Source organism: Streptomyces sp. NPDC001568, from assembly GCF_042893755.1.
Classification (GTDB): Bacteria; Actinomycetota; Actinomycetes; order Streptomycetales; family Streptomycetaceae; genus Streptomyces.
Window position 1 is genome coordinate 334,174 of sequence record NZ_JBIAVF010000004.1, and the last position, 12,155, is coordinate 346,328.

The 12,155-nt window shown below is 75.0% G+C and carries 12 protein-coding genes; 6 read left to right on the forward strand and 6 right to left on the reverse strand.

From position 1 onward, the window contains the following. Position 1: 1 nt before the first annotated feature. The 4 genes from ACFY0I_RS09600 to ACFY0I_RS09615 all read right to left on the reverse strand — a co-directional run bounded on the left by ACFY0I_RS09600 (position 2) and on the right by ACFY0I_RS09615 (position 4,726). Positions 2-1,585 (reverse strand): hypothetical protein, encoded by a 1,584-nt coding sequence (locus ACFY0I_RS09600; RefSeq protein ID WP_388892512.1) that lies wholly within the window; start codon positions 1,583-1,585, stop codon positions 2-4. Between the two features lie 298 nt (positions 1,586-1,883). Continuing rightward, positions 1,884-2,150 (reverse strand): hypothetical protein, encoded by a 267-nt coding sequence (locus tag ACFY0I_RS09605; protein ID WP_388892513.1) that lies wholly within the window; start codon positions 2,148-2,150, stop codon positions 1,884-1,886. A 64-nt stretch (positions 2,151-2,214) separates the two neighbouring features. Beyond that, positions 2,215-2,793: a hypothetical protein gene (locus ACFY0I_RS09610; protein ID WP_388892515.1), complete on the reverse strand. Its 579-nt coding sequence runs from the start codon at positions 2,791-2,793 to the stop codon at positions 2,215-2,217. Between the two features lie 181 nt (positions 2,794-2,974). After that, a complete protein-coding gene (locus ACFY0I_RS09615; protein ID WP_388892517.1) occupies positions 2,975-4,726 on the reverse strand; it encodes a VanW family protein in 1,752 nt (583 codons plus the stop codon). Positions 4,727-4,946: 220 nt separating this feature from the next. Between ACFY0I_RS09615 and ACFY0I_RS09620 the strand changes: the two genes are divergently transcribed. The 5 genes from ACFY0I_RS09620 (at position 4,947) to ACFY0I_RS09640 (ending at position 9,367) form a co-directional block, all read left to right on the forward strand. Beyond that, entirely contained in the window at positions 4,947-5,954 is a 1,008-nt protein-coding gene (locus ACFY0I_RS09620) for an NUDIX domain-containing protein (protein ID WP_388892519.1), read from the forward strand. 62 nt (positions 5,955-6,016) lie between these two features. Then, the gene (locus tag ACFY0I_RS09625; RefSeq protein ID WP_388892521.1) at positions 6,017-6,547 is read left to right on the forward strand and encodes an SRPBCC family protein; all 531 of its coding nucleotides are present in this window, start codon (positions 6,017-6,019) and stop codon (positions 6,545-6,547) included. Between the two features lie 94 nt (positions 6,548-6,641). Next, positions 6,642-7,226, forward strand: a complete 585-nt coding sequence (locus ACFY0I_RS09630) for a hypothetical protein (protein ID WP_388892523.1) — start codon at positions 6,642-6,644, stop codon at positions 7,224-7,226. A 96-nt stretch (positions 7,227-7,322) separates the two neighbouring features. Beyond that, positions 7,323-8,267, forward strand: a complete 945-nt coding sequence (locus tag ACFY0I_RS09635; RefSeq protein WP_388892525.1) for a TIGR04222 domain-containing membrane protein — start codon at positions 7,323-7,325, stop codon at positions 8,265-8,267. 158 nt (positions 8,268-8,425) lie between these two features. After that, the gene (locus tag ACFY0I_RS09640) at positions 8,426-9,367 is read left to right on the forward strand and encodes a class I SAM-dependent methyltransferase (RefSeq protein WP_388892527.1); all 942 of its coding nucleotides are present in this window, start codon (positions 8,426-8,428) and stop codon (positions 9,365-9,367) included. A gap of 51 nt (positions 9,368-9,418) precedes the next feature. On the opposite strand, the gene ACFY0I_RS09645 is transcribed toward ACFY0I_RS09640, so the two are convergent. Both ACFY0I_RS09645 and ACFY0I_RS09650 read right to left on the reverse strand, forming a co-directional pair. Continuing rightward, positions 9,419-10,921, reverse strand: a complete 1,503-nt coding sequence (locus tag ACFY0I_RS09645; protein WP_388892529.1) for a DEAD/DEAH box helicase — start codon at positions 10,919-10,921, stop codon at positions 9,419-9,421. A gap of 167 nt (positions 10,922-11,088) precedes the next feature. Next, positions 11,089-11,583, reverse strand: a complete 495-nt coding sequence (locus ACFY0I_RS09650) for a MarR family winged helix-turn-helix transcriptional regulator (RefSeq protein ID WP_388892531.1) — start codon at positions 11,581-11,583, stop codon at positions 11,089-11,091. A 90-nt stretch (positions 11,584-11,673) separates the two neighbouring features. On the opposite strand from ACFY0I_RS09650, the gene ACFY0I_RS09655 reads away from it, so the two are divergent. Then, positions 11,674-12,039, forward strand: a complete 366-nt coding sequence (locus ACFY0I_RS09655) for an HGxxPAAW family protein (RefSeq protein WP_388892533.1) — start codon at positions 11,674-11,676, stop codon at positions 12,037-12,039. The last annotated feature ends 116 nt before the right edge of the window (positions 12,040-12,155 follow it).

The window sequence follows — 12,155 nt, forward strand, 5'->3', positions numbered from 1 at the left end:
ATTAACCACCGCCGGGGTGCCTGCGGGGTGCGGTCGCCCCCGCGCCCGCACCCGGGGAAACCCCGGCGTCGGCCATCGGGACGGCCACCGCCAGCCGGCCGCCCGCCGGGAACAACAGCCGGTCCAGACGTGCTCCGTACGGCCACTCCCGCGCCCGGTGGAAGCACACCTCGCTCGGGATCGGCGCCGCCCGCAGGTCCGCCGCGTACGCCCCCTCCGGCAGGTCCGCGGCGGCCGTCGCGAGCAACGGGTCGGCGGCCCCGGCCCACTGGGCCAGGGGGCGGGGACGCGGCCACGGGTGCCCGGCCCCGGGCAACAGCCGGGTGGGGTCGTGGCGCACCTGCCCGGCGAAGTCCGGTCCGGCCGCAGCCCGCCGGGCCAGCCGGAGGTACTCCAGCAGCAGCCCCGGCAGGGACTCGGCGACCAGCGCGGCTTCGGGGAACTCCCGCAGCCGCTCCGGATCGGCGGGCACACAGACCACGTGCCCCCACTGCCCGGCCGACGGGTCGATCCGGACCTGGAGCAGCGCCTCCGAGCGGCCGTGACGCAGCCGGGCCAACGGCCGGTACGTCCCGTCGCCGCCCAGCATCCGGTGCAGTTCCGGGTCCACCTCGGGCTCCGCGGCTCCGGGCAACAGCGCCAGCCGGGGCAGCCCGGCGACGTCCACACCACCGACGGCGCGCAGCACCGTACGGATCTCCTCCGGGACGGCAATGTCCCAGGCGTCCATCGCGGAGTCGTTCGCCCCGGGTGTCAGGCGTACGAACTCGGGCCGTCGCGCGGCCAGTTCCCGCAACCCGGTGACCGCCCGCTGTGCCGCGTCCGCGGGCTCCCGATGGCGGAGCACCGGCCGGCCGAGGAAGTCCCCGCTCACCACACTGCGCAGGAACAGCACGCTGCCGTCCGGGGCGAACCGGAACTGGACGTCGCTGCTGCCGGTGTCGGCGGTCCCCGAGGAGGTGGAGAAGTACGGCTCCCAGTCCACCCCGCACGGATAGCCGGGCAGCGCACGCAGGTCGACGACGTCGGTGAGCGAGTCCCCGGGTCCGGCCGCCGCGGCGAGCGCGGCGTCCGATCCCCGGGCCGCCGCGATGCTCGGCACGGCCGACACGCGCACCCGGGGGTCCGGCGGTCCGGTGACGTCCCCGGTGGCCAGGGATCGCGCGAGGCGCGCGGTGAGACCGGCCAGCCAGTCGAGGAAGTCGGGGGCCTCGACGGTGACGTTCCGCTCGTCGCGGAAGGGGAACACGGTCACGACCGGCCCCCAACCATCGCCCGCCGTACCGCTGCCGACGGCGACGATGAGCGAGCCCTCGCCGAAGTCCGGCGCGCCCAGGGTCCAGTACCCGTCCGCGAAGACCTGCCGGCCGCGCGGCCCGAAGGCGTACTCGTCCTCCTCGGTGCGCACGCCGCCGATCTCGCGCAGCACGATCCGTACGGGCTCCGGCACGACGACGGCCCAGGAGTCCATCTCGGCGTCCGGGAAGCCCGTCAACAGCTCGGCGCCATAGGGCTGTTCACGCGCGAGCTCCCGCAAAGCCCCGACGACCCGCCGTGCCCGTCCGCCCGCATCCGCGTCGGCCATGCCCGCATCCTCCCCGCCCGCCGCCCGCCGGCCCGGCGCCGGACGTGCCGGGATCGAACCTAACCGAAACCGCCGGCTCCGCACGCAGGGGCGCCCCGTACGCGCTGCTCACCGGGCCTCCGCGGGGTCCGTTGTCGGCGCGGGCGGCCGGAATCGGGCACGCGGGGCAGCGCGGTCGGCTCGGCGTACCGCAGGCCGGGGCGAGGGCGTCGGCCGCCGAACACCCCCCCCGGGCGTCGCGCGTTCTCCCGAGCCGCGGCTGTCCCTCGCGGGTCCGGGGCCGGGAGCCGGCCGACGATCAGCGCGTTTCCGCGCCACGGGCGTGGACGCGCAGGCGTCGACCCGCTCGGAGTCCGCACCGCGTGGCCCAGCCGCCGCTCGGCGTCAGCGGCTCCCCGCCGCCCGCCCGCACGACGATCAGCGCGTCGCCCTCGAAACGGATCCGGTCGCCGACCGCGAGGAACAGCGGCTCGGCGAGCTCGAAGGCGTGACCGTCCTCGGTCTCCAGGTCGTTGACCATCACCAGCCGCGCGATCGGCGTGGCCCCGTCGGCGATCAGGCGCATCCCACGATGATCCCACCCCGTGCGGCCCACCGAGGGCGCCACCGGCCGGCGCAGCCCGGGTGACCTACCGACACAGGGCGACGATGGTCGGGTCGACGCGGCCGCGGGCCGCCGCGCAGAGGGGGGCCATGTCGAACGTGCGCTGCGGGGCGGGCCGCTGCCGGGGCGCCTCCTGGCGCGGACGCGGTTTCGGGGCCGGGGCGGGCGCACGGCGTACGGCCTTCGGGGGCCGGACCGGTCGTGCGGGGGCGGTGCGGCGCGGCGGACGGTCCCCGGCCCGGCGCGGGGCGGGCCGTTCCGGTGCGGCGGCGGGCACCGCGCGCTCGGCGGGGGCTGCCGCGCCCGTCGCCCCGACGGGAGTCGGCGGCGGCCCGACGGGAGTCGGTGGCGGTGCCGTCCCGACCTCGGGCAGCGGACCCAACGACCAGGCGGCGGAAACCGGTTGGCGTGGCGCGGGGCTGGAAACCGCGGCCCCCGTGCCCGGCGCCCCGGCCGGCGCGGGCGGCCGTACGGTCACGCATCCCGTGACCAGCATCAACGCCGCCGGCAGCACCACGCCGAGGACCAGCGGCAGCAGGGGCCGGGCCCGCAGCAGGGTGAAGGGCGCGATCACGGACGGGGACGGAGCTCGGCGCGGCTGCATCCGCCCAGCCTGCCGCACGACCGTGCCCCGTTACGTCCACCGTCACACTGATGGGTGAGATGAGGAACGGACCACGGCCCCCCCGCTCAGGTCGCTCCACGGCGCGGGTGACTCTAGCGACCCAAGCGACCCCAGCGACTCGGGCGACCCCAGCGACTTGAGCGGCCCCCGACTCACATGCTCAAGCACCGCAGGTGACGGTGTCGCGCGGCGTGTAACGGGTCTTCAGCGTCTCGCGCTTCACCTCCTGGCCGCCCTTCACGAATATCCGGTCCACGGCCACGTCGAAGCCCTCCAGCGGGGACTGCGGCTCGCACTTGGGGCCCGTACCGGTGCGGGTCGCGGGCGGTTTGACGTTCGTGCGCGGCCCCTTCTCCGCCTTCACCTCGTCGTACTTCTTCGTCCCGAAGAAGGTGATGGTGACGGAGGAGTCGGTGGCTTCCGCCTGGATGTACAGGGCCTTGCCCGAGTCGTTGGCGAACCTCAGGTCCAGGCTTCCCCAGGCGACCGTGGCCTCGCGGCCCTCCGGGTAGCGCTCGATGTAGAAGGAATGCGCCCCGTACTCCACCGGTTTGACGCCCGCGAAGAACATCGCGTTGAAGACGGTCGTCGCGACGGCGGAGACGCCGCCGCCCGCGGCCTTCTCGTACACGCCGTTGTTGATCATGATGCCGTCGACGAAGCCGTTCTCCTTCGTGCGTTCGCCGACCCGCTGGTTGAAGCTCCACGTCTCGTCGGGCAGGACCACCGAGCCGTTGATCAGCTCGGCGGCCCGACCTATGTTCGTCGTCCGGTACGCGGCCCGCTCGAACGGCACCGTGAACGTGGACACCTGCTCCTTGAGTCCGAGCCGCGCCACGCTCTCCCGGGTCAGCCGCGGCTGGACCTCCTCGGTGGCGACCTCCCCCGTACGGGCTGCCGCGCCACTGCGCGTCAGCAGCGGCAGCACGGCCTTGCCCAGCGTGGCGGCGGTGACCTGGCGGCCCGTCCGGCCGTCCTCGGCGACGGTGACCTGCCCGGCGGCGTCGACCCGCAGTTTCGCCTCGACCGGGCCGGGGGAGGCCTGGCGCAGCGGCCCGCCGACGGCGGGATCGGCCAGCAGGGCCTTCTCGTCCAAGGCCGGCGCCAGCCGGCCCGTGCCGTCGTCCTTCATCGACAGGTGCTTGCCCAGCGCCGCCGGGGCGACGGGTATGCGCTTGCCGGCCACGGTGAGGGTGACCGGCGCCGACATGGCGGGCTCGCCGAACTCCTTCAGGGCCCGGTCCGTCTCCTGCTGCCCGACACGGGGCTCCGTGCGCCGCACGGGCAGCTCCAAGGGGCCCGCCGTGCCCGCGGCGCGCGGGTACGCGGCCTGCAACGCGTCGAGCGAGCGGTCCACGTCGAGGGCGATCCCCGCGGCCGGCGCCGTGGCCTTCGCCTTGCCCTTCTCGAAGGCCACGGCGCCCTCGCGGGCCCCCTGGCCGGTCTTCTTGCCGATGCCGTCGAGCGCGGCGCGGGCCGCCTTCTCGTCGAACCGGACCACCGGTCGCACGTCGGGGTCGCCGGAGGCGAAGAGCCTGCCGATCACCGTGAACGGGTCGGAGCCGGCGCGCGCGGCGCGGTCCACGGTCCCGGCGGTGTCCAGCGACAGGCCGAGCGTGGCCGGCGCCGCCTGCTCGGTGCGTTCGCCGATCCGCAGCCCGAGCGGGGCCGTCGCGGACGGCCCCAGGTCCCGGGCCAGGGCCTGGCGGGCCTCGGCGCGGGACATCCCGCCTATGTCGACGCCGCGCACCTTCGTGCCCGGCGCGACGTCCTCCCCGGCGAGGAGCAGCCCGGCCGCGTACAGCCCGCCGAAGGCGAGCACCGCGGCGCCTCCCGCGACCCCCGCGACCATCGGCGCGGTCCACCGCTTCCCGGTGGCCGCGCGGGTCTCCGTACGGGGTGCGCGTCGCATGGCTGTGCTGTCTCCTCGGTCCGGGTACGTGGTCGGACCGGCGGTTTTCACGCCGCCAGTCCGCAACGCGGACGGTATCAAGATCGACATAACCAGGTCATAAGGAGGTATAGCGAGGGTAAAGCCGATCCGCGTGTTCCGCCCGGTGTGCGCCGTAACCAGGGGACCGCGCCCGCTGTTGCACAGCCCGGCGGGTCCACCCACGGTGAACGGAGTTCCGATGCCGCAGCTGACCGACGATCCCGGACGGACGGGCACCTGGATGACCCCGCAGGAGTACGGCGCCTCGCGCGCCACGCTCTGGACCGCGGCGGTCGTCCTCGTCACCGACCCCGACGGACGGGTGCTCGTCCAGAGCGTCGACTACCGCGCCGACCGGCTGCTGCCCGGCGGAGCCGTGGACGCGGGTGAGTCACCGGCCGCCGCGGCCGCCCGCGAGATGCGCGAGGAACTCGGTGTCGAGGGCCACTACCCGTACGGCCTCGCCGTGGACTGGATCCCGGCGGACACCCCCGGCTTCCCGCCCGAGATGGGTTTCCCCGGCGAGATCCTCCACGTCTACGACGGGGGTACGTGGACCCCGGAGCGGATCCGGTCCGTCCGGCTCCCCGCCCAGGAGGTCACCGGCATCGACTTCGCCGAGCCCGCCGACCTGACCGCCCTGATGGAGCCGGCCGACGCCCGCCGCGCCCTGTCCGCCCTGCGCGCCCGGATCAGCGGCGGCGGTCCCGCCCTCCTGGAGGCGGGGCGCCCCACCACCCCCAGCGCCCTCGACCGGCTGGGCGTCCTGCGCAGCCCCCGCACCCCGCAGCACGGCGCCTGGACCCCCGGCCCCGTCCCCGCACACCTGCCGGTACGGGAACGCTCCGGCTGGCTCTTCGCCCCCGACGGTCGCGTCCTGCTGCTCGTCGCCCGCGCCACCGGCGCCGTACACCTGCCGTCGCCCACCGCCGAGCCGGCCGTCGCGGCCCTCGCCCTCGGCTACCGCCGCACCGACCGGGGCGCCCTCGCCCGCACCGCGGCCCGGCTCACCGGGGTGTCCCCGACCGCCGACGCGGCGTACGCGCGCCTGCTGGCCACCCCGGAACAGGTACGGGAGCTCAGCGACTGGGGTCCCGCGGGCCACCACGAACTCGCGGCCGTCCACACGGCCCGCGCCCGCCTCTCGCTGCCCGCCCCGCCCCGCACCCCGCCCACGGAACTCCCCGAGCACGGCGTCCGCTGGTGACGGCGCCCGCCGCGACCCGACCAATCCGCCGGCGGGGGCGGCCGGTCCCGCAGCATGGGCCCATGACCGACAGTGACATCACGTACACCCTGTACATCCAGGCCGACCCCGCCCGGGTCTGGCAGGCCCTGACCGAGCCCGCCCTCACCCGTCGCTACTGGGGCCTGAGCTTCGAGACGGACTGGGCGGTGGGCTCGCCCATGGCCTGGGTCGAGCGCGGGGCGCGCACCATCGACCCCGAACAGGTGGTCCTGGAGTGCGTACCGGACCGCCGGCTCTCCTACACGTGGCACACCTTCACCCCCCGGTGGGCGGCCGCCGTCGGCATCGAGGAGGAGCTGCGCGCCGAGCTGGCGGGCCAGCCGCGCACCCGGGTGACGTACGAGATCGAGCCGGTCGGCGACACCCTGACCCGGCTCACGGTCCACCACGAGGGGTTCGTGCCGGGCGGCACCCTGGTCGGCATGTGCGGGCGCGCCTGGCCCCTGCTCGTCTCCAGCCTCAAGACCCTGTTGGAGACGGGCGCCCCGCTGCCGGAGACCGGCCACGACGAGGAGCAGGGCTCCGGCGGCCACGAGGCCCACGACGGCTGAACCGGCTGGACGCCGGGCTCCGCCGAGGCCGCCCCGGGCGGCCCTACGGGACCCTGCGCGCCATCCGTTCACCCCGGTCGTGTGGAATGGTCGTATGGGGATACGCGAGGAGCAGACGATCCGGGAGCAGGGCGGCGACCCGGCGGACCAGGCCGGGCGACCGCTCGCGGCACCGCTCCCGGCCTCCGCCGCGCCTCCGGTCCCGCCACGGCCCGCCCCCGGCCGCTCCGGCTACGCCGGGCACCTCGACCGCCTCGCCGCCGCCGCGGGCACACCGGCCGAGGCCGACGCGGTGGCCGCGGTACTGAGCGACCCCGACCCCGTCATGGCCGACAGCGCCGTCGTCACCCACCTGGACCGGCGGGCCGTGCGGCTCCCCGCCGACGCCGCGTTCTCCGGCTGGGCGGGCGCCCTGCGGCCCGCCGTCGCCGGACGGCCCTTCCCGGCCCGCCGACTGCGCGAGTGGACCCTGCTGAAGGCGATGCAGGCCGGTGGTCCGTGGTCGGCCGACGAACTGGTCGCCGCCTCCGACTGGTGCCAGCACGCCGCCGCCCTGTCACCGGCCCCGTACGAGGCGCTGGTCGTCCTCGCGGCCCGCGCCCGGACCGGTCGCGCCCGCAACGCCGCCGCTCAACGGCTGCGCCGCCTCGCCCTGCCGAAGGACCCCTGCGCGAGGTAGCCGAGGACACCCCGGGACGGTACCCGTCGGGGGTGTTGCCGGGTGCCCGGGGCGGGCCCACACTCATCCCCGAGAGCCGTACACCGGGGGGTAATCGTGTGGCTTGCGTTCCTTTTCCTGCCCGCCGCCGTCCTGCTCGTGGTGGCCGACCTCGTACGGATCCTGGCCCACCGGCGCATGACCCGGCCCCGGGTGTGCACACCCCGGCCGGCCCGGGAACCACTGACGATGTACGAGGTCGCCTACCTGCGCAACGGCAACGCGGCCGTCGCCGAGACCGCGATGGCGGCGCTCCACCTCGCCGGGCGGCTGACCATCACCGCGGACCACCGCATCGACCTGACCGGTCGACGTCCGCGTGATCCGGTGCAGGCCGCCGTCCTGGCCCGCAGGAGCGCGGGCGACGTCCGGCCGGCCGCGGCCGTGCGCGACGAGACGGCCGGGTCGGCAGCCGTGGCGCGCGTGGCCGCCCGGCTCGTCGAACAGGGACTGGCCATGGACGGGGCCCGGGAGGAGGGGGCCGCCGACGCGAACGACTTCGAAGGGGCGGTCGGGTGCCTGGCGGTCATCGCCGCCATCGCGGCTGTGATCCGGTCCGCCGCCGTCGACGGCCCCTGGCACTGGCTCCGCCCCCTGGGCGCCTTCGCCCTGCTCCTGCTCGTCTGGGCCTGTCGGTACGACGGCCGCGACCGGTGGCCCCGGGCCCGCGGGGCGAGCCCGGCCGGCCGGGCCCGGTACGAACAGGTCCTCGCGGACGAGGCCTGGGAACCGCGCCCCGACCGGGGTTCCCGCCTGCCGGCCAGGAACCGCACCACCGTCGCGGACGTCAGCCGGCACGGACTGAGCGCCCTCACGCTCCCCGCACTCGCCCTGGCCGTGGTGGGCGGGCCGGAGCCCGAGGCCGCCCCCTCGTCGAGCTCATCGAGCTCATCGAGCTCATCGGGTTCCGCCGGTTCCCCGACCGGCGACCGGAACGTCGCGGACCCTCCGTCCCTCGGCGCGGGATGCGCGGGCTGCGGCGGTTGCGGGGGTGGTTTCTGAGGGCCGCGAACGGTGTTCGCGGCCCCGTCCCGGCACGGAAAGGGAAGCAAGCCCTGTTGCGAAGTCTCGTCAGACGCCAGTACGAGGGCTTATGGTCCTCACTACCTGGCCAGGTATCAGCGTTGAACCGATGCCACTCCACTGGAGGATGACTCTCCGTGTCGCACGTTTCACAGGCCCCCGTCACCACCCCCGACGGCGAGCCTGCACCGCCCGTCCCCCGAACGTTCGGCGAGGTCAAGGGCTGGTTCTCGGCGCATGACCAGGTCCTGTTCGACTGGTTCCTCACCCGACAGAACCAGGACGCCGAAACCCCGGGTGACATCCTCGAACTGGGCGCCTTCATGGGTAAGAGCGCCATCTTCCTGGGCGGATACCTTCGCGACGGTGAGGAGTTCACCGTCTGCGACCTCTTCGATTCCCCCGCGCCCGACGACTTCAACCTCGCCGAGACGCGTGACTCCTACCCGACGCTCACCCGGCGCGGGTTCGAAACGAACTACCTCGCCTTCCACGAGGCGCTGCCCACGGTCATCCAGGCACCGACCTCGGTGGTCTCCGACCGTGTACGGCCCGGGAGTTGCCGCTTCGTCCACATCGACGCCTCGCACCTGCACGAGCACGTCGTCCAGGACATCGACTCCTCGCGCCTGGTCGCCGGCGAGGACGCCGTCGTCGTCTTCGACGACTACCGCTCCGAGCACTGCCCGGGCGTCGCCGCCGCCGTCTGGGCCGCGGTCGCCACCGGCGAACTGCGGGTGATCGCCGTCTCGGCCCTGAAGCTGTACGCGACCTGGGGCGACCCCGCGCCCCACCAGGCGGCCATGCTGTCCTGGCTGGAGGGCCGCACCGACCTGTGGCACGGCGTGGACATCGTGCACGGCCGGCCGCTCGTGCGGATCGGTGGCGAGAGCGCGACGGCGCCGCCCGAGCCGAAGCCGCTGAAGGAGCCCGAGCCCGTGGAGCCCGTCGTCGCCGCGCCGCCGGCCGCCCGGCCCGCGCCCCGGCCGGGCCGCGCCTGGCGCAAGCTGGCGAAGGACCTCCTGCCGCCGCTCGTCACCCGCGCCATAGTCGCCCGGCGGCGACGCCGCCGCGCCTGACACGGGAGCGGTACGACGCCGGTCCCGCCCCGCGGGTCCGGCGCCCGCGCCTCAGAGGCCCTTGCGGACCCGGGCCGCCCGGCGGGCCTCGGCGGCCTGGCGCGCCTCGATGGTCTTGCGGGACTCCTTGCCCTTGCCGGGGCGGCCCGGGCGGGTGCCGATCCCGCGGAACCCGAGGTCGGAGCCGCTCGGCCGGCCCTTCGCGTCGGTCGGCGCGGCGCCGGACAGCGGAACCCCGGACGGCGCCTTCGCGCCGGTGATCCGGCTCAGCGCGGCCTCACCGGAGCGCACCTGGGTGATCGTCGGCCGGATCTTGGCGTCGGCCATCAGTCGGACGATGTCCCGCCGCTGGTTGGGCGTGACCAGGGTGACGACCTTGCCGGACTCGCCCGCGCGGGCGGTCCGGCCGCCCCGGTGCAGGTAGTCCTTGCTGTCGGCCGGCGGATCCACGTTGACCACCAGGTCGAGGTCGTCGATGTGGATGCCCCGGGCGGCGACGTTCGTCGCGACCAGGACGGTGATCAAGCTGTCCTTGAACTGCCCGAGGGTGCGGGTGCGCTGCGGCTGGGACTTGCCGCTGTGCAGCCCCTCCGCCCGGACGCCCATGGCCCGCAGGTGCTTCACGAACTGGTCGACGCCGTGCTTGGTGTCGAGGAACATCAGCACCCGGCCCTCGCGGGCCGCGATCTCGGTCGCCGCCGAGATCTTGTCGGCGGCGTGGATGTGCAGCACGTGGTGGTCCATCGTGCCGACGGACGCCGACTGCGGGTCCACGGAGTGCGAGACCGGGTCCTTCAGGTACCGCCGCACCAGTTGGTCGACGTTGCGGTCCAAGGTGGCCGAGAACAGCATCCGCTGCCCGGCGTGGTGGCACTGGTCCAGGATCTCGGTGACCTGCGGCATGAAGCCCAGGTCGCACATCTGGTCGGCCTCGTCCAGCACCGTGATCCGCACGCGCTCAAGGTGCACGTCCCGTCGACCGACCAGGTCGCTCAGCCGCCCGGGCGTGGCCACCACGACCTCGGCGCCGGTGCGCAGCGCACCGGACTGGCGACCGATCGACAGCCCGCCGACGACGGTGGCCATCCGCAACTTGAGGGCCTGCGCGTACGGCGCGAGGGCCTCGGTGACCTGCTGCGCCAGCTCGCGCGTCGGTACGAGGATCAGCGCCAGAGGCCGCTTCGGGTCGGCCTGCTGCCCCGCGGTGCGGGCCAGCAGGGACAGGCCGAAGGCCAGGGTCTTGCCGGAGCCGGTACGGCCGCGGCCGAGGATGTCGCGGCCCGCGAGGGAGTTCGGCAGGGTCGCGGCCTGGATCGGGAACGGCTCGCGCACCTGCTGCTCGGCCAGGGTCCTCACCAGCTCGGCGGGCAGGTCGAGCTCCTCGAACGAGGTCACCGGGGGCAGCGCCGGGGTGCCGCCGGTCCGGGGCATGGTGAACTCGCCCTGGGGGCCGAGGGTGCGGGGGGTCTTGCCGCCGCCCTTGGCTCCGGGCCTGGAGCCGGCCTTCGCTCCGGCCTTGATGCCGAAACGCCCGTGAGCTGACGGGTTCTTCATGCAGAACCTTCCGTGAGGAGAGCGAGCGCGCAGGGCGGACGGGACGGTGAACGGCGACGAGCCGGGGCCCGTACCCCTTCGGTACGGGCCCCGGCTCGTCGTACGCGTCCGCATCGGGTGGAAACACCCCGCGCCTCAAGTTTCCCGCCCATTTTACCAGTCGGTCATCAGGCGGGCGGGGGGCCGATCTCCCCGGCCCGCACGCGGGTCAGGTGGGCCTGCATCTCGGCCGTGGCCCGCCCGAACCAGTCGGCGATGACGGCGACCTCGGCGGGGGAGTAGTCGGCGAACAGCGCCCCGAGCCGGGCGTAGAACGGCTCGTACACCGCGACGACCCGAAGGGCGGCGGCCGGGTCGGCCACCACCCGTACCCGGCGGCGGTCGCTCGGGTCCGGCCGGCGGTGCGCGTATCCGGCGCGCTCCAGCCGGTTGATCACCCCGGTGACGGCTCCCGTCGTGAGGTGGGTCAGTTCGGCGAGGTCGCCTGCGGAGAGCGGGGCGTCCCCGGCGCCCAGGACGTGGCCCAGGCAGGTGAGGTCGGTGACGTTCAGTCCGAGCAGCTGGGCCACTTCCTGCTGGCCGATGAGGCCGAGGGCCACGTACTGGTCCATGCGCGCGATGGCCTCCCCGGCGGTGGCCGGGGGGCGGGACTTGCCGTGCACCCACACTCTCCTTAGTATCTAAGTTACTTAGCTCGTGAGATAAAAGATCCTGCTCCGAGCGTACTGGCGCCCGTACCCCCAGGGAGAATCATGAGCGCGCACGGCGATGTCGACCTCGGCCACACCGTGGCCGGCTGGACCGGAACGACCCTGGCCCTGCTGGGCTGCGCCGGAGCGGGCGCCGCCCTGTGCGCGGCCTGGGCGCCCGGCATCTGGCTCGGCCTCGGATTGGTCCTGGTGGCGGGAATCGTCACCTGGCTGCTCCACCTCGCCGGCTGGGGCAAGCCGAGCGGCCCCCGGCCGCGCACCGCATGGGACTGGCGGACCCGGGACACCGCGGCCCGCGCCGGACACGCCCACTGCCTGGGCTGTCGGGTCGGCGGCTCCCGTCGGGCGGCGGCGGCCCGCGCCCCCCGTCCGGCCGTGCCGCTGCCCGTCGGGGACGGCGCGATGTGACCCGCGGATGGCGCGGTCATGTGTTCGAACTGCCATGGTTGGCCGCGTCCGGAGTGTGCCGCGAGCGGCGGGTGGGCACTATCGAGACGGCTGCACGTGCGGCCCGCGTGGAACGT